The sequence below is a fragment of the Rhodococcus sp. D-46 genome (assembly GCF_011290655.1).
Taxonomy (GTDB): domain Bacteria; phylum Actinomycetota; class Actinomycetes; order Mycobacteriales; family Mycobacteriaceae; genus Rhodococcus_F; species Rhodococcus_F qingshengii.
The window spans coordinates 39,023-61,120 of sequence record NZ_JAANTF010000008.1 but is presented as its reverse complement, the minus strand read 5'-3'; the positions used below and the strand labels follow the sequence as shown (position 1 = coordinate 61,120).

The following is a 22,098-nucleotide window of genomic DNA, read 5'->3' as shown; positions in this document are numbered from 1 at the left end:
GAAAGCTATCCCTTCGTTACGGCGTGACGATATTGAAACTGGGATCGAAGGTATCGAGCAACCCTCCCAGCGTCTCGAGCGCTGATTCGTCTCCGTCGAGCGAAATCTGCCCGGCCTTGGCCAGTTCGGCGGCCGCGCCCGGTTGAAGAAGCGCTCCCACGAGCGCCGCCTTCGGGCCCGAGACCGTCAGTTGTGTGTTCGGTGACGCACCCTTACGTGCATTGAGGACACCGCGCTTGACCCACGCAGTCCATGCCTCGTCGCCGCGATCGGTGAACACGAAATCGATCCGCAGTTCCGCGTCGGTGGCCTTGTCGCCGATGAGATGTATTGCAACGAAGTCGAAGAGGATGTCGATGGGCATCGCGAGGACACTGTCCTGACTTGCCGTGACGTACGGGGCAGGCTGGGCGCCCTCGCGTAGTTCCAACGCGGCCGAGAGATAGATCCCACGCCACTGCGGCCCTTCGGCTTGATAGCCCATCTGCTCGTAGACGTCGGCTTGCAGGTTCCTCGCTTCGGCGTTCTCCGGTTGCGCGAACACCAACTTGTGCAGGATCTCTGCCGCCCATCGGTAGTCCGCGGCGTCGAATGCCCGCTTACCCTCGTCCAGGATCTTCTGCGCGCCAAGGAGATCGACGAACCTCTTCGCCGATTCGACCGGCGGATGAGGATGAAGCGACACCGGATCGCCGTCCCACATTCCCAGTTCCTTGGTGTACACGGCGCGAACGTCGTGGTGCAGAGTGCCGTGATATCCGCGGTTGTACCACTTGCGCCCGAGTTCGTCCGGTAGTTCGATCACCTCGGCAGCTTCGAGCGGCGTGTACCCCTTGTTCGCGAGACGGAGCGCCTGGTCGTGAATGTACTTGTAAGTGTCCCTTTGCGATTCGATGAACGGCACCAGGTTCTCGTTACCCCACACCGGCCACGTGTGCGGTCCGTAGTGAACAGCCGCGTCGTCTCCCCACCGTTCGAGAGTCTCGTCCAGATACCGCGCGAAGTTCCGAGCGTCGCGAGTGCGCGCACCTCTTAAGGTCTGGATGTTGTGGAGCGAATGATTGGCGTTCTCCGCACAGGTCAGCGCGGCGAGTTCGGGGATCCAGATGTGCATTTCCTCCGGGGCCTCGGTATCCGGCGCGTAGAGGAACTCGAATTCCAGACCGGCTATCTCACGCTTCGTTCCGGTCTCCGTGATGCTGTCAGTGGGGGAAATATACGAGACAAGTGGACCTTTCGTGCTGATCGTGCCGATGCCGCAGGTAACCATCCCTTTGGCATCGAGATCGAGCAATCCACCGAAGGCGTAGAAGGACCGTCTCGCCATGGCATTTCCGGCGACGACGTTTTCCCCGATCGCGAACTTGTCGAACGACGCGATCGTGCCCGGTGCGATGATCGGAACTCGCCCGGACGTCACGTCGTCCAGATCGACGATCCCTTTGACTCCGCCGTAGTGGTCGATGTGGGTGTGCGTGTAGATGATCGCCGAAACTGGCTTGTCGCTGACGTGCTCACGAATCATCTTCATACCCTGGCGCGCCGATTCGACCCCCGCCATACAGTCGATGACGATCAGCCCCTCGCCACCTTCGACAACCGTCAAATTTGCCAGGTCGTTGTTCCGTACCTGGTAAAGGCGATCCGTCACCTGATACAGACCACCTCGGCGCATCAGTTGTCCTTGACGCCACAGGCTCGGATTGACTGTCTCCGGCGCGGCAACATCGTCACCGAGGTATGCCATCGCATCAGGATCGAAGACCGTATGCCCGTCATCGGCGACAACCTTGCCCGGCAACGGAGCGATCAATCCTCGATCCGCGTCGGCAAAATCCTGCCGGTCGTCCATGGCATACCGTGCGACTGCCTCGCGATTCGCCGTGACTGTGGCCGGTGTTGCGTCCTTAGGTGTCTGGCACATGGCACTCCCCGCTCGGATACGACGATCTGATACCCCATCATCTGTATCGGTTGGGCACGCGCTTGGAATCACCCGCGCAGGGTGAAGCTCCCACGAACACGCGAGGTGATCAGCCGGGGAGTTCCTCGGAATTCCGAGATGCGAGTGCAATCACCAGGACCGCGATCCCACATCCGGCAACCAGGATCCATCCCGACCTCGATGCCTGCGCGACATCCACCGATGCACTGCCGCCGATGATGCCACCGGCCAGCGCAACACCGAGAGCAGCACCGAATTGGCGTGCACTGGAGGTTATTCCACCAGCAAGCCCCGCCTGCGATCTCGGCAACCCGTTGACGGCGGTGTTGGTGATCGGGGCATTCGAGAATCCGAATCCGATACCGAGGAACAGGTAAGCGGCCAAGAGCATCGGAATCGCCGTGTTGTTGTCGAGCGAGACCAGGCACAGCCCGCCGAGTGTCGTGAAGCTACCAGCAATGAGTAGCGGCCGCCGCGGGCCGAAGCGTCCGACGAGTATTCCGGACAACGGCGCGCAGACCGTTGCCGCAACAGCCATCGGAAGGGTGATCGCGCCGGCCAGTGCCGGACTCATTCCGCGGGAGTGCTGCAAGTAGAACGTGCCGAGCAGTAGCGTCACGTTCAACGCCACGAACACCACGACAGCGCCGACCACAGCCGACGAGAACGTTCTGCGGCGAAAGAGTGCCAGATCCATCAGTGGCTCGCGCTTGCGTGATTCGACGCGGATGAATGCGGCCAACGCTGCAGCAACAAAGACGTACCCTGCCGTAGCCGCGGCAGAGAACCATCCGATTCGCGGACCCTCGATCAGAAGGGCGACCGCCCCGCCGACAAGAATCACCAGTAGCAACTGACCGGGAAGATCGAGTCGTCGCGACTGCTGCGCTCGGGACTCCGGTACAAACACAGCAGTCAGGGCGAGCACGGCCAAGATCACGGGCGCGTTGATCCAGAAAACCGATCGCCAGCCGAAACTTTCGATGAGCACGCCGCCGACGATCGGACCTGCCGCCATACTCAGACCGAAGACCGCGGCCCACACCCCGATTGCCTTGGCCCGCTCCTTCGGGTCGGTCATCACGTTGACGACGATCGCCAAGGCAACCGGACTGAGCATCGACCCGCCGACGCCTTGGACGATCCGCGCCGCGATCAACATCTCGACGGACGGAGCGAGCGCGCAGGCAATCGACGCCACCCCGAAAACCACCAGACCGATCTGAAAGACTCGTCTCCTGCCGAAACGATCGGCCACTGCTCCGGACGAGATCAGCAAGCTCGCCAGGACGAGTGTGTATGCGTTGACGACCCATTCCAGACCACGGGTTCCCACGCGAAATCCCTCACCGATCGTCGGCAGGGCCACGTTGACGATGGTGGTGTCCAACCCGACGACGAACAGGCTCGTGCAGCAGATCGCCAGGATGCCCCATCGCCGCCGTGCATCAAGTCCGATCACTTGCGGTTCGATCCCGCTCGAAGGTTTCATGGTCGGACTCCATCTCTCGAAGTGCTCTGCCGTACTCGACTGTCGAAAGGATCGTTGCTCTCCAGCGTCCGAAGTCGGTAAGAATTTTGCGGAAACTGCAAAGATGGACGGCATGGATGCTGAATTCGAGCAGTTGATCACCGATATCGGACCGAGACTGCGCACGCTCCGACGCGATCGCGGATTGACCCTCGAGCGCCTGTCCGAAGCCACCGGCATCTCTGTCAGCGCACTCTCACGCCTCGAATCGGGGAAGCGTCGTCCCACCCTCGATCTGCTGTTGCCGCTTGCCCGAGCGCACCGGGTCGCGCTGGACCAACTCGTCGGCGCCCCCGCTACGGGCGATCCTCGGGTCCATCTCACCCCGAGCCGACGCAAGAACGGCAGTGCCGTCGTTCCGTTGACGCGCTATCCCGGCCGCGTGCAGGTCTTCAAGCAGGTGATCGGTCCGCGTCCACCGAAGCTGGTCACCCACGCCGGCTACGAATGGCTCTACGTCCTCGCCGGGGATCTGCGTCTCATCCTGGGGGCGAACGAGGTTCTCTTACACCCCGGGGAAGTCGCGGAGTTCGACACTGCCGAGCCCCACTGGTTCGGGCCTGCCGATGAACAGGTGGTGGAAATCTTGCATCTTTTCGGCCCGCAAGGCGAGAAGGCACATGTGCGCACGAAGGCAAAAACTACTACTGCACAAGACCTGGTTCCCGAAAGTTAGTTCACTGCATGCGTTTTCAATCGGTTCGACAGTGTGTGAGCGTGCTCGAGGAGCAGCGTTCCCAACTCGGCATGACGCGCGGGCCGGAAGCGTGTTTCCACTCCGGTCAGGCTCAGCGCCCAGGCCGGGCGACCGTTGCGATCGAACACCGCGGCACCCATCCCCCAGCTTCCCTCGACGATGAGGGCTGGATTGACCGCGTACCCGGTGACACGCGTCGACTCGATTCGCTCACGGATTGATGCCTCACTGTGGATCTCACCCCATTCCGATTCCAGATTCACTCGGGCGAAATAGTCGTCGACATCCCGCGTCGGTAGATGGCTCAAGATGGCAAGCCCCGCCGACGCGACCCCCAACGGGAATCGCTTCCCCTCGTGCAGCACGTGAGATCGCAGTGGAAAACTGCCTTCCTGACTCAGGATGCAGACGGTCTCGTCACCTCGGCGTGCCGACAGGAAGGCGCTCTCCCCCGTGACCCGGGCAAGTTCGTCGACGACGTCGCGGGCCCGGTCGGTGATGTCGTACCGATTTCCGGCCGCCGCCCCCAGGAGGTACAACTCTGGGCCGAGAGACCACCGACCGGTTCGTGCGTCACGGTCGACCAGTCCTTCGGCAGCCAGGGACGTGAGCAGTCGGTGCGCAGTGGGCCGAGCGAGGCCGGTGACCTTGCCCAATTCCGTGGTGGAAGTGCCCGTTGGTTCGGACGCGCCGAGGGCTCGCAGAAGTGCAGCCACCCGCGCGACCATGGCCGGCGATTGCCCGTGAGTTGGCATGCAGCCATCCTAGCGTCCATTCAATGAACGAAATTCCTTCAGACGATCAGTAGTCGATCAGTTCTCGGTTGATGTTCGAGATTCCTTGAACCAGTGAACTGGAGATAGTTCACTGGATATCGAAGTGAGTGAGTGTCTACTCAATGAACGCTTGGCAGGGAGAGAACATGACAGCAAAGGTGTACGAGTCCGCAGCGGAGGCGGTCGCCGACATCGTCGACGGCGCAACGCTGGCTGTCGGCGGATTCGGCTTGTGCGGCATCCCCGACGTGTTGATCGACGCGATCGCAGCTACGAGTGCAACCGAGCTCGAGGTGTTCTCCAACAACTGCGGCGTCGACGATCACGGTCTCGGAATCTTGCTGAGCGCCGGCCGTATCCGACGAGTGACCGCGTCGTACGTCGGTGAGAACAAGGAGTTCGCCCGGCAGTACCTGGCCGGCGAACTCGAAGTGGAACTGACGCCGCAGGGAACGCTCGCTGAGCGTCTGCGCGCCGGCGGAACCGGAATCCCGGCATTCTTCACACCGGCCGGAGTGGGTAGCCCCATCTCCGACGGCGGAATGCCGTGGCGCTACGACGCCGACGGCTCGATCGCTATTGCATCGCCTCCGAAGGAGACTCGCGTCTTCGGAACCAAGCGTTACGTGATGGAAGAGGCGATCAACGCCGACTACGCACTCGTGCACGCCGTTCTCGGAGACACCGACGGCAACCTCGTGTTCGACAAGACCGCGATGAACTTCAACCCGCTCGCCGCGATGGCGGGACGGGTCACCATCGCGCAGGTGGAACGTCTGGTCGAGCCCGGTGAAATCGACCCGGCATCGGTGCACCTGCCCGGAGTCTTCGTGCAGAGAATTGTGCACACCGGCCCTCAGAACAAGCGAATCGAAAAGCGAACCGTCAGCGCTTCGGAAGGAACCTCACGATGACCGCACCAGTGACAGTGACGGGTTGGACGCGCCAGCAGATGGCAGCGCGGGCGGCTGCAGAGATGATCGACGGGGAGTACGTCAATCTCGGAATCGGCCTTCCCACACTGATTCCCGGATACCTGGGCTCGGACGTTCGTGTGGTCCTGCACTCGGAGAACGGAATTCTCGGCACCGGACCGTATCCCACCGAGGACAACGTCGATCCTGACCTCATCAACGCCGGCAAAGAGACCGTGACCGTCAACCCCGGTGCAGCATATTTTGATTCGGCCCTCTCGTTCGGGATGATCCGCGGCGGCCACATCGACACCGCAGTCCTCGGCGGTATGCAGGTGTCGAAGACGGGTGACCTCGCAAACTGGATGGTCCCCGGCAAGATGGTCAAGGGCATGGGCGGCGCAATGGACCTGGTCCACGGTGCCCGGCGTGTCATCGTCGTCATGGAGCACAACGACCGCGACGGCAACCCCAAGATCGTCGACGCGTGCACCCTGCCCCTGACCGGCCAGGGCGTGGTGAATCGGATCATCACCAACCTCGCCGTCATCGACGTGAGCGACGAAGGCCCACTCGTCCTGCGTGAACTCGCCCCCGATGTCAGCGTCGAAGACGTAGTCGCCGCAACCGGCACCGAACTGAAAGTTGAACTGGCATGACCGACACGACCACTGTGATTGTCGCGGGAGCTCGTACCCCGATGGGTCGACTCCTCGGATCGTTGAAAGACCTCTCCGGGTCCGACCTCGGCGGCATCGCCATCAAGGGCGCCCTCGACAAGTCCGGAGTCGCACCCGAACAGGTCGACTACGTCATCATGGGACAGGTCCTCACCGCCGGCGCCGGCCAGATGCCCGCCCGCCAAGCCGCCGTCGCCGCCGGCATCCCCATGAACGTCCCCGCCCTGAGCATCAACAAAGTGTGCCTCTCCGGCATCGACGCCATCGCCCTCGCCGACCAACTCATCCGCGCCGGCGAATTCGACATCGTCGTCGCCGGCGGGCAGGAATCGATGTCCCGCGCACCCCACATGCTCGAAAAAAGCCGCGAAGGCTTCAAATACGGCGACGTCACCCTCCGCGACCACATGGCCTACGACGGCCTCCACGACATCTTCACCGACCAGGCCATGGGCCTGCTCACCGAACAGGTCAACCAACAAGAAACCGCCCACATCACCCGCGCCGAGCAGGACGCCTTCGCCGCCGCCTCACACCAGAACGCGGCCCGCGCCTGGAAAGACGGCCTCTTCGACAACGAAGTCGTCCCCGTCTCCATCCCCCAACGCAAGGGCGAGCCCATCGTCTTCGCCCAGGACGAAGGCATCCGCGCCGACACCACCACCGAATCCCTCGGCAAACTGCGTCCCGCGTTCAGCAAGGACGGCACCATCACCGCCGGCTCCGCCTCCCCGATCTCCGACGGCGCCGCCGCCGTGATCGTGATGAGCAAAACCAAAGCCGAAGAACTCGGCCTGACCTGGATCGCGGAAATCGGCGCCCACGGCGTCGTCGCCGGACCCGACTCCACCCTCCAATCCCAACCCGCCCGGGCCATCGCCAAAGCCTGCGCGAAGGAAGGCATCGACCCCACCGACCTCGACCTCGTCGAAATCAACGAAGCATTCGCCGCCGTCGGGATCGCCTCCACCCGCGAACTCGGCCTCGACCCCGCCAAGGTCAACGTCAACGGCGGCGCCATCGCCGTCGGCCACCCCCTCGGCATGTCCGGCGCCCGCATCGCCCTGCACCTCGCCCTCGAACTGCAACGCCGCGGCGGCGGCATCGGCGCAGCCGCACTCTGCGGCGGCGGCGGACAAGGCGACGCACTCATCATCCGCGTCCCCAAGGCGTAATTACTTCCTGCTGACCAGACAGGTCGCCGAGCCCTCATCATGCTCGGCGACCTGTCTGTTTCGTGCCGGAGGTTATTGGTGATCGAGCGTCGTCGAGCGGTTACGCAGCAACGTCTCGATCTCCGATCGCCGGTACCTCCGATGCCCGCCAAGCGTTCTCAGAGTGCCGACTTTGCCCTCCCTCGCCCATCTGGACACCGTGGTCCTGTCGACGTGGAACAGTGCTGCAACCTGTTTGGTCGTCAGCCACTCGTCGACAGGTGCTGTGTGCTCTTCTTCTCGGCTCATTGACAGTCATTCGTAGCTGCCGACTGAATGGATGGGTCCGACGATGAATTGGCAACCCCTGGCGTGCTGTGAAAGACTCGCTGCAAAACTTTACTATTCCTTGGGGAAATAATGTCGAAGTCGGTAACTCTGATCCGTTCCACGTCACTCTCTTCGGTGGCTGAATATGCCTATGCAGCAACGGCTCCCGCCGAGGCCCGACTGATCTTCCTGGCCGGATCCTGCCCGTTGAACGAGGACGGCTCTACTGCCGCCATCGGTGACTACGCAGGACAGGCAGCCAAGGCCGTCGACAACCTGAGAACAGCTCTCTCGGACGCGGGCGCGTCCATCACCGACGTGATCAACACCCGCGTCCTGGTGGCGTCGAGCAATCAAGCCGCCCTCGTTGCGGCGTGGGAGGTAGTCCGCGACGCGTTCGGTGATCACGACGCCCCGAGCACTCTGATGGGTGTGACCGTTCTCGGTTACGACGATCAACTGGTCGAGATCGAGGCAATCGCGGCCGTCGTCGACTGAACTCGAACCGAACCGGGCGTTCCTACCGAGGATCTTCATGAGCAAGGGCCCGGTAGCCCTTTGCCCCCGCGCGATCCACTGCGGCTCGCACAACAGCGAAGATGGCTCCCTGCAGGGCTGCGGCGATCAGGACTTCCTTGCTCGACCTGCTCAAGTCTTTGGGCTCGGGCGCATTCTTGTCGTCACCGATGCGCTTCCACACCTGCTGGAAGACAGCGCCGGCCAAGATGCCGCCCAGGACGCTGGTCGCCAGTGAGAGTGGCTTGTACATCGCTTTCGATACTGCGCTCATTGCGCGGATCCTCCGTGGTTCGATACGTACCGCCTGAGCGGCTGACCGACTCTCACTACCCAGCAGGCGAGGTGTCGAAACATTGCACCGGCAAGGCACGAAGACGACTGTCGCACGTTGTGTTCCACGGGTTTGCCACTTCTCGAGCCGGGTAGGATCGTCTTAGCGAAAGAAGGTTGTGTAAGTCATGGAAAACTACAGAATCGAACTACCGGACGGTACAACGGTGATGGAAGATTTCGTCTCGGATCGCGCCGCAATCGCATACGCGGTCGATCTGAATCACGGTTGTAGCGAGAAAGTCTCGGTATTCCGTATCACCGCCGAGGGAGAAACCATCCCGACTCGGATGTGCCCCAAGCCGAATCCTGGTTCTCGGCGTCGCGCGCGAAGCGTCCGATAGAAGCCGGTCAAGAAGCGTCGAGGCGCGGAAAGAGCGTCTCCCTTGCAAGCAGCAGCAAGGCCGCAGCGACCGGAATCGCCAGCAACGCACCGACAATACCGAGCAACGCTCCACCCAACAGAACCGCGACAACGGTCACCAGTGCCGGGACCGCCACCGTCTTCCCGATGATCTTCGGAACGAGCAGGTAGTCCTCGAGCAGACGTAACGCAATGAAGAACGCAACTGTCGCCAATGCCGTTGGGACAGAGACTGTCAGGGAGACCAGGGCGACGACAACCCCTGCGATCGTGGAACCGACTATCGGGATCAGATCGAGCAGAGCGACCAGCAGCGCCAGGATCAACGGATACGGCACGTCGAAGATCAACAACCACGCGAAGGTGCACACTGCGGTGATCACGGAGATCAGAACATTGCCGAGGACGTACCCACCCACACCTGCCAGTATCTGATCACCGATGGCGATTGCTCGTGGCCGCCGCGAATGTGGCACCAGCCGATACAGATTCGTGCGGATTCGTGGGTAGTCGATCAAGAAGTACGTCGTCAGTACAGCAACGATTCCAGCGTCGGCGACTGCGCTGAACACCGCCCGCCCCGCTCCGAGCAAACCCGTCGCGAGCGCAGACCCCGAACCGTCCAGTTGGGTGGTGAGGTGCTCCTCGAGGTGATACTTCTCGTCGAGGTCGCTGACGATCGGATACCGGTCACGAATGTGTGTCAGAAGTTCGGGAGCGTGTGATGCGAACTGACGTCCCTGCTCGACCAGCGGGGTGATCGCAGCAACCAGAAACAGCGCCAACATCACTGCAATTCCGAGGAGTACCACGGTGACTGCGATCCAGCGCCGGAAATGTCTCCGCTCCAGCCAGACGATCATCGGTTCGATGCCCACCGCGAGAAACAGCGCGACCACGATCAGGATCAGCATGCCTCGCGCCGCCAGGAGCACTTCGATCACCGCGTACGTCACGGCAACACCGGCCGCCGCGCTCAGACCGATGAAGAACGGTGAACGACGATCGAATCTCGGCCCCGGTTCGCCCAGCGGCCGGACGGGCGTCGCCAATGCTGCGGCTTCACGTTCGGCTTCCGCCATCGGATCTGCAGCTTTGACTTCACTGTCGGAGTCCGGTGAGGTGTCCGCGGAACTGGGATCCATTCAAGCCACCTCACGATCCGCGCGACTTCCCGGCACGGGAGTGAGTACCCGTGCCGTGGCCGGATCAACCTCGAGGCTTCTCCGCTCCGCTTCGGGTCAGCGCGAGACCGGTTCCTACCACTCCGATGATCGACACAGCGATGGCGATGCTGGGCCAACCGTCGCTCTGCCAGTAGACGTCGTCGAGAGTGATCAGTAACGCAGCCTCGTCGACGATGAGCCCGAGTGCGATGCCCAACGCGATGCCCATCCATGTTCTTGCGCGAGGGCTTCGGTCTACGAGTCCGAAGATCGCCACCCCGGCCAACAGCAGAATTCCCCATAGATAGTGATGCAGATGAGTGCCACCGGCGCTGATGTCGCCGACGTCCCTGGTGTCGATCTGGATCAACCACGTCACCAGACGTGCTCCGCCGAACGTCAACGTGAAGGCCACCCACGCCAACACCAAACCGCGGCGCGATTCGTCAACCTGATTCCATCTGCGAGGGAATCTGAATCGCTCGGCAGATTTCTCTTCGTCATGGTCTCGAGAAAGCATCCTTCATGTTTACCCGATGCCGCTCAGATCGATAATTTGGGGTAGAGAGACCGAAAACCAGTTGGAGCACAAAAAGCGGTACCCGATCTCCGAAGAGATCGGGTACCGCTTTTTCAGCTACTCGCGCAGTATTGATCAATACCAGACTTTTCGTCCGCCCACTGCGCGCCCGGTAGCACCGAGGATGGACAAAACTGCACCTACGACGACCAAGATGATGCCGACGGTGGTCAGAATGCTCAACCCCGTGAAAAAGCCGATCAACGCCAGAATAATGCCGAGAACAATCATGTGAGAACCTCATCCGGTATGCGTATCAAAATGATCTACTCAACTGACGCTACTACAGAAACTTCACAATCGATAAATCCGATAAATACATTCATAAATGCGAAACTCGTATTACTACCCAATAGTGTCACCGTTAAAACATCAGCCTTTCTCTTATCTCTACGTCATAGTTCCACGTCCTCGATCTTCGCCTCGACCGCCGGCGTGATGTGGCTCAACACGCAGCACCGACGACCGTCTCGCCGCGCGAACACGTCGGTGGTCCACTCGTCGGCGTCGTATTGTCTGCCGCCGTAGTGCGCGGTATTGACGATCCGCGTGGTGAACAGTGCGACGTCACCGAAGAAACGCACGCGAGCGCTCCCGACGCGGTCCATCGCCGAATGAGTCAGGTCGCCCGAGGCCACGAAACCCAGGAACTCCGCTTTGGTCGACACTCCGGATTCCGAGACGATCACCCAGTCGTCTGCCATGAAATCGCCGATCCGTTCGGCGTCGTTCGAGCACATCGCGACGTTCCACTCGTCTGCGACAGCGACCAATGCCGCACTCTCCTGATCCGACATGTCTTCTCCCTCTACCGTCGTCACCCTCGGCGGGTGATGCCCCGACGGCAGGGTTCCCGCAGGGTGGACTTCGAACCGACGTGCACGACGAGAGGGCAGAGATGACAGACACCAGTCGCACCGAGCTTGCAGCTCAGGCGTATATCTACGGATTTCCCCTCGTTTTCAATCTCGACCAGGTCCATCGGTATGTTCACAACGGTGTCGGAGCGAACCCCGCCGCACCTTTCAACACCTTCAGCCACGCCCGCACACTGGCCGGGCCGGCAGACACTTTCGTCACGATCAACAACGACACCGTGTACTCCATGGCGCAGATCGACCTCTCTGTCGGCCCCGTTGCGCTGCACGTCCCCGATACCGATGGCCGTTACTACGTCCTCCAGTTCGTGGACGCCTGGACAAACAATTTCGCTTACGTCGGGCATCGGGCCACCGGCACGAAGAGCGGAGACTTCCTTCTCGTCCCACCCACCTGGACGGGAACCCCGGCGGACCAGACCACGGTGATCAGATTTCCCACGAACATTGCGTCGATCGTGGGCCGCTGGGCATGCGGTGGCGACGACGACCTCCCTGCGGTGCACGCCTTGCAGGACGCCACCACGCTGACCGTCGTCGACTCCACCGGAAACTCGGCGGGTCTCCCAGTGCCCGAACCCGGGGTAAGCCAGGACCTCCTGTTCCTCGAGAAACTCCGCATCTGGTCACAGGCGTTTCCGCCGGCCCCACGCGATCGAGAACTCCAGGATTCCTTCTCCCCGATCGGAATCGACGAGCCCGGGGCCTCTCCCTATAGCTCACGCTCTGCCGCTTCACTCTCTGCCGACGGGGCAGCCGCGTTGGCTGACGGATTGACGATCGGTGAGAAGAACCTGCTCGAGGCCCTCACGAAAGGCTCCAGCCCCGAAGTCAACGGATGGAAGCTCACATTCCACGCCTTCGACTACAACCTCGACTACTTCGAGGTCGGCACAATCGACGATCCACAATTCAAGATCGCCGATCCCAAGTTGCGCATCGTCGAACGCGCCGCGGCTGCCAAGGGCGGGCTGTGGGGCAACCACCCTTACGAAGCGGCGTACATAATGACCTACGTCGACGATCAGGGCGAGCAGTTGAACGGAACTCACACCTACACAATAAGACTCGACCCCACTCCGCCGGTGAGCGCCTTCTGGTCGCTGACGATGTACTCGGTGCCGGACTTCTTCCTCGTGGCGAACCCCGTCGACCGATACTCGATCGGCGACCGCACTCCAGGAATCGTCCACGACGCCGACGGTGCGTTGACGATCACGATCAGCTACGAGGAGCCGAAAGATCCCACGGCGAAGGCAAACTGGCTGCCCGCACCGCGCGGGGATTTCCGACCGGTACTGAGAATGTACGAACCTTCGCCCGCCGTGCTCGATCAGTCCTACGTCGTCCCCGCCATCACTCGCTCGCGAGAATGACGGCTCGCGTCTGACGGCCTGCCTGTGCGGGCCGTCAGACGGACGCAGAATCAGGCGTGCGTGCCGCCGTCGATCCGGATCTCCGTGCCAGTGATGAAGGCACCATCGTCGGATGCCAACATCGCGATAACTCCCGCAACACTTTCCGGCCCGGCCATGGGGGCACCACCGGACTCCAGATCAGTGCTCAGAATCGGTGACAACTTGCCGAAGAGCGACCAGTCGGTGTCTTCCGGCAAGTACGACGCCGTAGTGTCGGTGATCCCGCTCTTCACACTGCCCGGAGCCACCGCGACGGCACGCAGACCCTGCTTGCCGTATTCGAGAGCCAGTGCGTGAGTGAAGGACTGGATTCCTCCCTTACTTGCGGCATACGCGGCCATGTACGGGTGCGCGAAGGCAGCGGAGGTGGAACTGAAATTCACCACGACTGCGTTGCCGGTGGCAAGGAGAGCCGGCAGTGCCTGGCGGGTAACGAGGAAAGTGCCCGTCAAATTCACGGAGAGCACCTGATTCCACAGGTCCAGCGAGGTCTCGTGGGTGTGCCCACCACGCAGTATCCCGGCGGCGTTGACCAGTACGTCCAATCCCCCGAGGGACGAAATCGCCTGACCCACAACCCTGATGACGGAACCCTCGTCACCGATATCGACGACGAGGGTGTCGAGGCGATCCTCCGTCGAAGCATGTTCTGCCGATTTCCGGGTGTTCGCCAAACCCTGCTCGGAGATGTCGGCAGCGACCACGCGGCCACCTTCGGCGAGCAACCGCAGCGCGGTGGCCTGCCCGATTCCAGATCCTGCGCCGGTGACGAGAATACGACGACCTTCGAAACGATTCATTGCTGTGTACCTTTCACGAAAACGAGTTGGCTGGCATTCCAGGCTCGGTGGCGCCGACACTCACAACTCACCCGCGAGAAATCTCAGGTACGGGAAATGCGCAGCACTGCAACAGGTGTGGCACTGCGAAATCTCGGCGAGGCAATGCTCGCCGAAGTGGCGAATGTCAGACGGATCCGGCCGGTGCGGCCAAGGCTCTTTCGATCCAGACAAGACCGGACGGGCGGCGGTCGATCGCCTTACGCCCACGTCGGAAAGTCGCTACGCCGAATCGGGCCGTGCGCAGTGCACGGCCGGAAGCGAGAGAACAGCGGCGTATGGACATCACAGGCACGGTAGCAGCGCCGGCACCACTCGCTCAACCGCGTCGTTTCGAGACCCGAATCATTCAGGTAATCAGATGTCACTTCTGGACAACTCGCTCGACTTAGGTAGCACTAACCTGGCGGCATCCCGAAAACCCGATCCAGGAGCACAGTCGATGACACATGCAGACGCCTCGCGCACAACAACTCCCCCGACGACCGTCCTACGGACCGCTGACCACAATCGCGGACTCAACGACGTTCTCGCGATCGTCGAAGCACTGGAGCGACCGAGCGATCACCTGCTGCGGATCACGGCTCGTTTGACGGAGTCGACCGACGATCCGACCTGGTCACGCCCGAATGTGACCGTACGCATGAATCTCGGGCCGGCCTTCGACGACGCTTCGCGCGTGTACACGGTGCGTTCCTACGATTCAGCGAGCGGATCGATCGTCGTCGATGTGGTCCTGCACGGACAGACCAGTCCGATGATGAGGTGGGCAGCAGCGTTGGCCGTCGGTGACACCTTCGGCCTCACCGGTCCGCGGCCACACTTCTTGATCCCTGATGTTCCTGGTCGACGTATCGCACTTTTTCTGGACGGCACCGCAATACCCGCGTTGCACTCGATCATCGAGCAGTTACCTACCGACGTCGTCGGAATCGGCTGGGTCACAACAGATGACGCGGTCGCCTTCGCCGAACTGCCCGCCCTCCCCGGCCTGGAACTTCACCGCGTCAGCGTCGATCTCACCGAGCCCGAAGGCCCGCTGTCAGTACGGGCGCGCGAGCTCACCGATCCCGAGAGCTACGTCGTGTGGGGCGCCGGTGAACGCAGTGAGATGCGCGCAATCCGGAAGCACTTTCGCTCGACCGTCGGACTCGACAAGGACGACGTCGCGATATTCGGATACTGGAAGCAGGGCGTCAGCAACACCGAAATCGACCTCCGTCGGCGCGAGAACTACGAGCGCATCCTCGCCGACGGCGGAACCCTCACCGACATCGACGACCTGGCCATCGAGATCTGATTGCCTCACACCAGCCGACCTGACCGGCAGTGCACTGCGGTGATAAGTTCCTCTGTGCCAGCGGACCTCCACACAGGGGGTCAGGGAATCCGGTGTGAATCCGGAACTGACGCGCAGCGGTGAGGGTGACCGCCCGGGCTTACGCCACTGGATGAGAATCTGGGAAGGCGCTCGGGTGGGGCGATCTCGAGTCCGAATACCGGCTGGCAGCAGGGGTCAACAGGCGCCTGTTCACACGGTAACGGGCTCCGCGAACGAGCCCCTGCGAGAACGAGATTCCATGCGTCTGTCCAGACTTCGCCTACCCGCCGCCGCCGTCGCTGCCCTGTTGAGCGCGTCGTTGGTTGCCTGCTCCTCCGACGACAGTGCTGCCCGACAATCCAACTCTTCCGAACAATCGCGCGTGACAGTCCAGAACTGTGGCCGAGACGTCACGGTGGAGCGACCGATCGAACGGGCAATCGCGGTAAATCAACCTGCAGCAGAGATGCTGTTCGCGCTGGGAGTGCAGGACCGGATGGCCGGGTACGCCATGAGCGATGACGATGTCCTCCCCGAACTGCGCGAGGCGCGTGGTCAGGTCCAGGCGTTCGACACCGAGTTCCCGTCATTCGAAAGTGTCCTCGAACGCGAACCGGACATGGTCTACACGACGTTCAACTACACGTTCACCTCGGAGGGCATCGCCGACCGGATCAAGTTCACCGACCTCGGTGTCGCGACATATCAGTCACCCAGCGAGTGCACCGGTCAGGATGCCGAGCAGAGCAAGGCCCTCACGCTCGACGACTTGTACGACGAAATCGACGACGTGGCAACACTTTTCGATGCCAAGGACAAAGGTGTCGAGCTCACCGAGAGTTTGAAGGATCGCGCGGCCACCGCCACGGCGGCACTGGGAGCTGAGAACGTGACGCTGGCGTGGTGGTACGCAGCCACGAAGACTCCGTACTTCGCCGGGTGCTGCGGTGCACCGGGAATCATGACCGACGCGGTGGGTGCGAAGAACGCCTTCGACGACAACAAGCAGTATTGGCCCGAAATCGGTTGGGAGAGTGTGCTCGATCGAGACCCGACCGTGCTGGTGCTCGCAGATCTCGACCGCGGTGGAGACGGCGACAGTGCCGCAGACAAGATCGCGTTCCTCGAATCGGACCCGGTCGCCAGCAAGCTCACCGCAGTGAAGAACAAGCGTTACATCATCCTCGAAGGAACGACGATGGATCCCTCGATTCGCAATGTCGGTGGCATCGAACAGCTCTCCGACGGGCTGCGCCAGTTGGGTGTGGTCTAGATGTCCGCGCAGATCAGTGAACTGGTGCGTCGGTGGGACGACCAGCAGGCGGCATACATCGCCGACCGTGAGAAGCGCTTCGACGTGATTCTCGACGTCCTCGAATTGCAGCACGCGCACGCCCCGTTCACGGTTGTCGACCTGGCCTGCGGGCCGGGTTCACTGAGCGCCCGGATTCTCGAAAAGTTCGAGCATGCGAGCGTTGTGGGGATCGATTACGACCCGATGCTGCTGGAGCTCACCCGCCAGTCGTCGACGCGTTTCGGTGACCGACTGCAGCTGATCGACGCAGACCTGGCGGAAGCCGATTGGCCGAATTCGGTGGCTGCGCCGGTTCAGGCGATAGTGTCGACAACCGCGCTGCACTGGTTGCAACCGCAGCAGCTCGTCGAGGTGTATCGGCAATGCCGCGAACTGCTGAGCCCTGCCGGCGTTCTGCTCAATGGTGATCACTTTCGTTTCGACGGCCGCTTCCCTGTCATCGGGCGATGGGCGAAGGCTCACGACGAGCAGACGCAACGCTCCGCCTTTGCTGCGGGCGCTCCCGAGTGGGAGAGCTGGTGGGACGAGTTGCGGGCCACTCACGGCATCGGGGCACTGACCGACGAGCGTGAGCGCAGATTCGCCGGACGTGACGCCACCGCGCCCACGGCCGTCGACTTCCAGTTGGCGGCGCTCGCGCAAGCAGGTTTTCGGGAGTCGGGGACGGTCTGGCAACTGTTCGACGACTACGTGGTCTACGGCGTGAGATGACGACAAGAGTTCGGCTGCGTGACAACCCGACGACCGTCACCCTGCTGTGGGTGATCGGTGTTGTCACGCTGGCCGGATCAGCCGCCGTTGCCATCACGTTGGGGCCGGCCGGTCTGTCGGTCGGTGAGGTGGCTTCGATTGTCGTCGGCCATCTCGGCGGTACCGCGGCGGACGTCACCCCTATCCGTGACGGCATCGTGTGGGACCTCCGTCTGCCGCGCACCCTGCTCGCCGCGCTCTGCGGTGCCGGTCTCGGGTTGTGCGGTGCGATCATGCAGTCGCTGCTTCGCAATCCGCTGGCCGATCCGTTTGTCCTCGGTATCTCGTCCGGCGCCTCGACCGGTGCCGTACTGATCGTGATCCTCGGAGTCGGGTCGGGAGTGATCGGCTTGTCGAGCGGCGCCTTCATCGGCGCGGTGATCTCCTTCGCCCTTGTGTTGCTGCTCGCCCATGCGGCCGGCGGCACGCCGGATCGGGTGATCCTGGCCGGTGTCGCCGCGACCCAACTGTTCTCCGCGCTCACCTCGTTCATCGTCATCACCTCGGCCGATCCCGAGCAGACCCGCGGCGTGATGTTCTGGCTCCTGGGCTCACTCGGCGGCGCCGACTGGCTCGACGTCGCACTCTGCGCTGCGGTGGTCGCAGTCGGCCTCGTGGTCTGTCTGACTCACTCCCGCGCACTCGACGCCTTTGCCTTCGGCGAGGACGCGGCGTCGTCGCTGGGGGTGAACGTGTGGCGGGTGCGTGTGACCCTGTTGTTGGCAACGGCCTTGATGACCGCGGTGATCGTGAGCGTCGCAGGTGCCATCGGCTTCGTGGGCCTGGTCCTCCCGCACGCGGCGCGGGCTCTCGTCGGTTCGAACCACCGCCGACTCCTGCCCGCGTCCGCACTGATCGGCTCCATCTTCCTTGTCTGGGTCGACGCTGTGGCACGCACAGCCATTGCGCCGCAGGAACTCCCGGCCGGTGTGGTGACCGCGCTGGTCGGTGTGCCTGCGTTTGCCGTCATCCTCTGGAGACGGAAGGCCAGGCCATGACACTCGAAGCTACCGGCGTCAGTTGGCGGGTCGGCGGGGCGCTCATAGTCGACGACCTCGACGTCTCGCCTACAACCGGAAGTACGGTGGGGCTTCTCGGCCCCAACGGTTCGGGGAAATCGACGCTGCTGAAACTGCTTGCCGGGCACAATCGTCCGACATCCGGTGTCGTGACCCTGGACCGAACCCCGTTGTCCGACTGGAAACGCCGCGACATCGCGCGTCGGATCGCGACCGTTGATCAGCACAGCAACACCGAGATCGATCTGACGGTCGCGGAGGTAGTCGAACTCGGACGCACACCTCACCGCGGACTGTGGGGTGGGCAGTCGGATTCCGATCGCGACGCCGTTCGGGCAGCGATCGAACACACCGACCTCGCCGGCATGCTGGACCGGTCGTGGCACACCCTGTCCGGAGGGGAGCGCCAACGCGTCCAGATCGCGCGCGCCCTCGCTCAGGAACCTCATGAGTTGCTACTCGACGAGCCGACCAATCACCTGGACATCAACCATCAACTCGAATTGCTCGCGCTCGTGCGACGCCTCCCCACCACCACGATCATGGCATTGCACGATCTGAATCTGGCCGCCATGTTCTGCGATTCGATAGTGATGCTGAACCGGGGATCCATCGTTGCCCACGGAAGCCCGACCGAGGTCCTCACCGCTGACCTGATAGCCGAGGTCTACCAGGTCGACGCCGAGGTTCGCCTGGACGGTCCCGGCGGAGTACCTACCGTGCGATACCTTCCGCCTTGCCACATGTAACCGTTCCGAGTGCCAATATGGATACGTGACCCTCGATGATGTCGCCAACGAACTGTACGGGCTCGACCCCGGCGAGTTCGTCGAGGCACGTACACATCATGTGAAGGCCGCCCGGGAGGACAACGACCGCACATTGGCCGCGGAAATCGGCAAACTTCGGAAGCCGACCACCGTGGGGTGGTTGGTCAATCTCATCTCGCGCGATGCACCAGAGGATCTGGATGCACTTCTCGCGCTTGGCGAATCGCTACGCGACGCTCAACGCCATCTCTCGGGCCCGGACTTGCGACGGCTGACGACACAGAGGCAGCAGGTGGTGCGGAGTCTCGCCCACAAATCCGGTGATATCGCGGCTTCACGGGGAAAAAGCGTCGGCGAGGATGCTTTACGTGATGTCGCGCAGACCCTCAATGCCGCTCTGGCCGATGAGGAGACTGCCGCGCAGGTTCGACTCGGACGGGTCGTGACCGCGGCGAGTTACAGCGGTTTCGGACCCGCCGGGCTCGCCGTGGTGAATGAGAAATCACCGCAGCACGCCGCGATTGAAGAGCCGACGACTCCGAAGTCGAAAACTCCGGAACCGAAGGCCGAACAAGCCAGAGCAAAAGCAGAATTGAAGGAAGCCACGGCGCAGGCCGACGAGATCCGCCGCCGGGTGAAGTCCGAGACCGCCGAACTCCAGGAAGCCAGAACGACGCTTTCCGACGTCGAACGGCGCGTTGAAGAACTGCGCACCGAACTCGAGCACGCTGAGCAGCAACGGCAGTTCGCACGGAACGCCGAGAAGACCAGTGACGCTGCGGTTCGAGAATCCGAGAAGGAACTCCGTGTTGCTGAGCGTCGCGTCGACAAAGCAGAACAAAACCTCGCCGCAATCAATTCGTAGACATCCTGTTCATTAATCGATAGTCTGCCAATTATCGATCAGGTTGATCATCCTGGGATCCAGCAGCTACGGACAACGCCATGCCGATGAGGGTTTGGCGCTATCGGCCACTGCCTCGACAGCCTTCGGAGTGTGAACATGGACAGCGACAACACGTCGGAATGGAGTTTCTTACACGGCAAGCGCGTTCTCGACCTCTCTCGCCTTCTGCCCGGCCCGTTTGCGACGACGCTGCTCGCAGATCTGGGCGCCGACGTGGTCAAGGTCGAGAACCCGAAGCGACCTGATCCCACGCGGGCAGCTGGTGAACGGATGGCCTCGTTGAACAGGAACAAGCGATCGATCGCGCTCGATCTCCGTCTCGAATCCGATCGCGAGACGTTCCTTCGACTGGTCGAGACTGCAGATGCAGTGGTCGAGGGGTTCCGGCCACAGGTACTGGCAGGCATGGGACTCGGCTACGACGTACTTCGAAAAGCCAACCCACGCATCGTATTATGTTCGATCACCGGTTACGGGCAGTCCGGACCCTATGCCGACAAGCCGGGGCACGAATTGAACTTCCTCGGCCTTTCCGGCTTTTTCGCAGTTCCCGGGTGCACCGACGGAGTCGTCACTCGCCCTGGTATCCGGGCCGGTGATCTGGTGGGTTCGATGTACGCAGCACTGTCCATCTCGGTTGCTCTCGCCAGCGTGGACAAGCACGGACGGGGACAACACATAGACATTTCCCTCGCCGAGGCTGCAACCGCGTGGTGCGCGCCTTTCGCGCTCATGATCCGCGATATCGAGAACCCTACCGATTCACCGACCGTCCAGGGAGACAACGACATTTTCGAGACTTCCGACGGTTGCTTGCTTTCACTTGCCACTTTCGAAGACAGGTTCTGGATCGAGTTCCGCACAGCATTCAGCGCTGAGTTTCCAGCACTGAACACACTGCGCTACGACGATCGATGGACCCGAACACAGCACAAGGCCGAGTTGCGGGAACTCCTGGTCACCACCTTCGGTACGCACACATACGAGTGGTGGGAAAGATCGTTGACTGCGATCAATGCCCCATGGGCGCCGGTGTTCACCGACGCCGGACAACTGATGAGCGATCCCCATGTCGTCGCTCGAAACCTGTTCAGCGAGGTCGCGACCGAAAACGGAGAAAGCTGGCCCCAGATGAGATTCCCGGCGCAATTCAGCTTGGGACTGAACAGTTTTCGACTTCCGACTCCATACGTGGGCGAGCACACCGAGTCGGTTCTCGACGAAGCCGCCGCGGCAACGGCGAGACGTGACAGCGGCTATTCGGATTTCAATTCGCCGTCGAAACCCGAAGACCAGTAGCGTCCCCGCAACGAAAGTTCGAGCAGCATCTCGGTGACTTCTTCCGGCGTCAGCGGTGGCGGGTCGGACTCGAGCCACCACTGCATGACCGCGATCTGTTCACCCACCCATGCCCGCGAGAGTACTTCGATGTCGATTCGCGGAGTAACCCCGAGCGCTTCTGCCCGTGCGGAAAATATCCGCACAGCGGCGACGCTGCGGTCTTCGACGAACTTTCGCAGCGCCTTGCCATCCCCCTCACCACGCAGGATCACACGGTAGACGTCACGTTCCTCAGCGGCATGCCTGAACATCTCGAGCACAGGCTTGCCGGTGAATCCGATCGAAGAGGCGGGAATGAGTGGACCGAGCCGCTCTTGCAGGTCATCGGCCAGATCGGACACGACTTGACCGAGCAAATCGTCTTTGTCGGTGTAGTGACTGTAGAACGTCGCCCGACCCAAATCTGCACGGTCCGTGATGTCTTCGACGGTGATCCCGGCATATCCCCGTTCCAGAACGAGCGAGACCAAGGCATCCCGCAGCAATCGTCGGGTACGCCGGACACGTCTGTCTTCTGGAGGCATTGGGTTCCCTTCCTTCGCACTGTTGTACGA

Annotated in this window: 26 protein-coding genes and 1 riboswitch; of the genes, 14 read left to right on the top strand and 12 right to left on the bottom strand. The window is 62.0% G+C overall.

The features are described from left to right. Positions 1–16 precede the first annotated feature (16 nt). Both G9U53_RS21140 and G9U53_RS21135 read right to left on the bottom strand, forming a co-directional pair. On the bottom strand, positions 17–1,924 hold the full coding sequence (locus G9U53_RS21140) for an alkyl sulfatase dimerization domain-containing protein (RefSeq protein ID WP_042452401.1): 1,908 nt from the start codon (positions 1,922–1,924) through the stop codon (positions 17–19). Between the two features lie 109 nt (positions 1,925–2,033). Further along, the gene (locus G9U53_RS21135; RefSeq protein ID WP_075832419.1) at positions 2,034–3,437 is read right to left on the bottom strand and encodes an MFS transporter; all 1,404 of its coding nucleotides are present in this window, start codon (positions 3,435–3,437) and stop codon (positions 2,034–2,036) included. A gap of 103 nt (positions 3,438–3,540) precedes the next feature. Here G9U53_RS21135 and G9U53_RS21130 point away from each other — a divergent pair, with 103 nt between their 5' ends. Next, complete coding sequence (locus G9U53_RS21130; RefSeq protein WP_207624481.1) at positions 3,541–4,152, top strand: XRE family transcriptional regulator; 612 nt, start codon at positions 3,541–3,543, stop codon at positions 4,150–4,152. Here G9U53_RS21130 and G9U53_RS21125 read toward each other — a convergent pair. Continuing rightward, the gene (locus tag G9U53_RS21125) at positions 4,149–4,928 is read right to left on the bottom strand and encodes an IclR family transcriptional regulator (protein WP_165639149.1); all 780 of its coding nucleotides are present in this window, start codon (positions 4,926–4,928) and stop codon (positions 4,149–4,151) included. The genes G9U53_RS21130 and G9U53_RS21125 overlap by 4 nt on opposite strands. A 167-nt stretch (positions 4,929–5,095) precedes the next feature. Between G9U53_RS21125 and G9U53_RS21120 the strand changes: the two genes are divergently transcribed. From G9U53_RS21120 to G9U53_RS21110, 3 genes are read left to right on the top strand one after another with little or no spacing between them, the layout of a single operon-like run. Next, positions 5,096–5,863, top strand: a complete 768-nt coding sequence (locus tag G9U53_RS21120; RefSeq protein ID WP_172827097.1) for a CoA transferase subunit A — start codon at positions 5,096–5,098, stop codon at positions 5,861–5,863. Then, positions 5,860–6,522, top strand: a complete 663-nt coding sequence (locus tag G9U53_RS21115) for a 3-oxoacid CoA-transferase subunit B (protein WP_020906493.1) — start codon at positions 5,860–5,862, stop codon at positions 6,520–6,522. Before G9U53_RS21120 ends, G9U53_RS21115 begins: the two co-directional genes overlap by 4 nt. Continuing rightward, positions 6,519–7,718: an acetyl-CoA C-acetyltransferase gene (locus G9U53_RS21110; protein WP_165639148.1), complete on the top strand. Its 1,200-nt coding sequence runs from the start codon at positions 6,519–6,521 to the stop codon at positions 7,716–7,718. Before G9U53_RS21115 ends, G9U53_RS21110 begins: the two co-directional genes overlap by 4 nt. Before the next feature lie 72 nt (positions 7,719–7,790). Here G9U53_RS21110 and G9U53_RS21105 read toward each other — a convergent pair whose 3' ends face one another. Next, positions 7,791–8,006, bottom strand: coding sequence for a BldC family transcriptional regulator (locus G9U53_RS21105; RefSeq protein WP_003945782.1), 216 nt, complete (start codon positions 8,004–8,006; stop codon positions 7,791–7,793). Between the two features lie 111 nt (positions 8,007–8,117). Between G9U53_RS21105 and G9U53_RS21100 the strand changes: the two genes are divergently transcribed. After that, positions 8,118–8,525 (top strand): Rid family hydrolase, encoded by a 408-nt coding sequence (locus G9U53_RS21100; protein ID WP_165639147.1) that lies wholly within the window; start codon positions 8,118–8,120, stop codon positions 8,523–8,525. A gap of 22 nt (positions 8,526–8,547) precedes the next feature. Here the strand turns inward: G9U53_RS21100 and G9U53_RS21095 are convergent, their stop codons facing one another. Beyond that, positions 8,548–8,817, bottom strand: a complete 270-nt coding sequence (locus G9U53_RS21095) for a DUF4235 domain-containing protein (RefSeq protein WP_003945929.1) — start codon at positions 8,815–8,817, stop codon at positions 8,548–8,550. A 187-nt stretch (positions 8,818–9,004) separates the two neighbouring features. Here G9U53_RS21095 and G9U53_RS21090 point away from each other — a divergent pair, with 187 nt between their 5' ends. Then, on the top strand, positions 9,005–9,220 hold the full coding sequence (locus G9U53_RS21090) for a hypothetical protein (RefSeq protein ID WP_003945874.1): 216 nt from the start codon (positions 9,005–9,007) through the stop codon (positions 9,218–9,220). A 7-nt stretch (positions 9,221–9,227) separates the two neighbouring features. On the opposite strand, the gene G9U53_RS21085 is transcribed toward G9U53_RS21090, so the two are convergent. The 4 genes from G9U53_RS21085 to G9U53_RS21070 all read right to left on the bottom strand — a co-directional run bounded on the left by G9U53_RS21085 (position 9,228) and on the right by G9U53_RS21070 (position 11,783). Then, positions 9,228–10,385, bottom strand: a complete 1,158-nt coding sequence (locus G9U53_RS21085; RefSeq protein ID WP_042453495.1) for an AI-2E family transporter — start codon at positions 10,383–10,385, stop codon at positions 9,228–9,230. A gap of 64 nt (positions 10,386–10,449) precedes the next feature. Beyond that, the gene (locus tag G9U53_RS21080; protein WP_003945539.1) at positions 10,450–10,926 is read right to left on the bottom strand and encodes a hypothetical protein; all 477 of its coding nucleotides are present in this window, start codon (positions 10,924–10,926) and stop codon (positions 10,450–10,452) included. A gap of 135 nt (positions 10,927–11,061) precedes the next feature. Then, on the bottom strand, positions 11,062–11,217 hold the full coding sequence (locus G9U53_RS21075; protein WP_003945564.1) for a DUF6131 family protein: 156 nt from the start codon (positions 11,215–11,217) through the stop codon (positions 11,062–11,064). A gap of 164 nt (positions 11,218–11,381) precedes the next feature. Next, entirely contained in the window at positions 11,382–11,783 is a 402-nt protein-coding gene (locus G9U53_RS21070; protein WP_165639146.1) for a nuclear transport factor 2 family protein, read from the bottom strand. 101 nt (positions 11,784–11,884) lie between these two features. Here G9U53_RS21070 and G9U53_RS21065 point away from each other — a divergent pair, with 101 nt between their 5' ends. After that, positions 11,885–13,240: a DUF1254 domain-containing protein gene (locus G9U53_RS21065; protein ID WP_165639145.1), complete on the top strand. Its 1,356-nt coding sequence runs from the start codon at positions 11,885–11,887 to the stop codon at positions 13,238–13,240. A 50-nt stretch (positions 13,241–13,290) separates the two neighbouring features. Here the strand turns inward: G9U53_RS21065 and G9U53_RS21060 are convergent, their stop codons facing one another. Both G9U53_RS21060 and G9U53_RS21055 read right to left on the bottom strand, forming a co-directional pair. Beyond that, positions 13,291–14,082, bottom strand: a complete 792-nt coding sequence (locus G9U53_RS21060) for an SDR family oxidoreductase (RefSeq protein ID WP_007734701.1) — start codon at positions 14,080–14,082, stop codon at positions 13,291–13,293. A gap of 166 nt (positions 14,083–14,248) precedes the next feature. After that, positions 14,249–14,407, bottom strand: a complete 159-nt coding sequence (locus tag G9U53_RS21055; RefSeq protein ID WP_155419158.1) for a hypothetical protein — start codon at positions 14,405–14,407, stop codon at positions 14,249–14,251. A gap of 156 nt (positions 14,408–14,563) precedes the next feature. On the opposite strand from G9U53_RS21055, the gene G9U53_RS21050 reads away from it, so the two are divergent. The 7 genes from G9U53_RS21050 (at position 14,564) to G9U53_RS21020 (ending at position 21,502) form a co-directional block, all read left to right on the top strand. Next, positions 14,564–15,421, top strand: coding sequence for an SIP domain-containing protein (locus G9U53_RS21050; protein ID WP_165639144.1), 858 nt, complete (start codon positions 14,564–14,566; stop codon positions 15,419–15,421). Positions 15,422–15,462: 41 nt separating this feature from the next. Then, positions 15,463–15,644: riboswitch (cobalamin riboswitch) on the top strand. Positions 15,645–15,701: 57 nt separating this feature from the next. Continuing rightward, positions 15,702–16,715 (top strand): ABC transporter substrate-binding protein, encoded by a 1,014-nt coding sequence (locus G9U53_RS21045; protein ID WP_042452430.1) that lies wholly within the window; start codon positions 15,702–15,704, stop codon positions 16,713–16,715. Continuing rightward, complete coding sequence (locus tag G9U53_RS21040) at positions 16,716–17,468, top strand: class I SAM-dependent methyltransferase (protein ID WP_165639143.1); 753 nt, start codon at positions 16,716–16,718, stop codon at positions 17,466–17,468. Beyond that, positions 17,465–18,505 carry an iron chelate uptake ABC transporter family permease subunit gene (locus tag G9U53_RS21035; protein WP_007734694.1) on the top strand — a complete coding sequence of 347 codons (1,041 nt, stop codon included), beginning with the start codon at positions 17,465–17,467 and terminating at the stop codon, positions 18,503–18,505. Before G9U53_RS21040 ends, G9U53_RS21035 begins: the two co-directional genes overlap by 4 nt. Then, positions 18,502–19,275 carry an ABC transporter ATP-binding protein gene (locus G9U53_RS21030; protein ID WP_064074086.1) on the top strand — a complete coding sequence of 258 codons (774 nt, stop codon included), beginning with the start codon at positions 18,502–18,504 and terminating at the stop codon, positions 19,273–19,275. Before G9U53_RS21035 ends, G9U53_RS21030 begins: the two co-directional genes overlap by 4 nt. A 25-nt stretch (positions 19,276–19,300) precedes the next feature. Continuing rightward, positions 19,301–20,161, top strand: coding sequence for a hypothetical protein (locus tag G9U53_RS21025; protein WP_165639142.1), 861 nt, complete (start codon positions 19,301–19,303; stop codon positions 20,159–20,161). 138 nt (positions 20,162–20,299) lie between these two features. Then, positions 20,300–21,502, top strand: coding sequence for a CoA transferase (locus tag G9U53_RS21020; protein ID WP_063314920.1), 1,203 nt, complete (start codon positions 20,300–20,302; stop codon positions 21,500–21,502). Here G9U53_RS21020 and G9U53_RS21015 read toward each other — a convergent pair. Continuing rightward, on the bottom strand, positions 21,460–22,068 hold the full coding sequence (locus tag G9U53_RS21015) for a TetR/AcrR family transcriptional regulator (protein WP_007734687.1): 609 nt from the start codon (positions 22,066–22,068) through the stop codon (positions 21,460–21,462). The genes G9U53_RS21020 and G9U53_RS21015 overlap by 43 nt on opposite strands. Between the last annotated feature and the right edge of the window lie 30 nt (positions 22,069–22,098).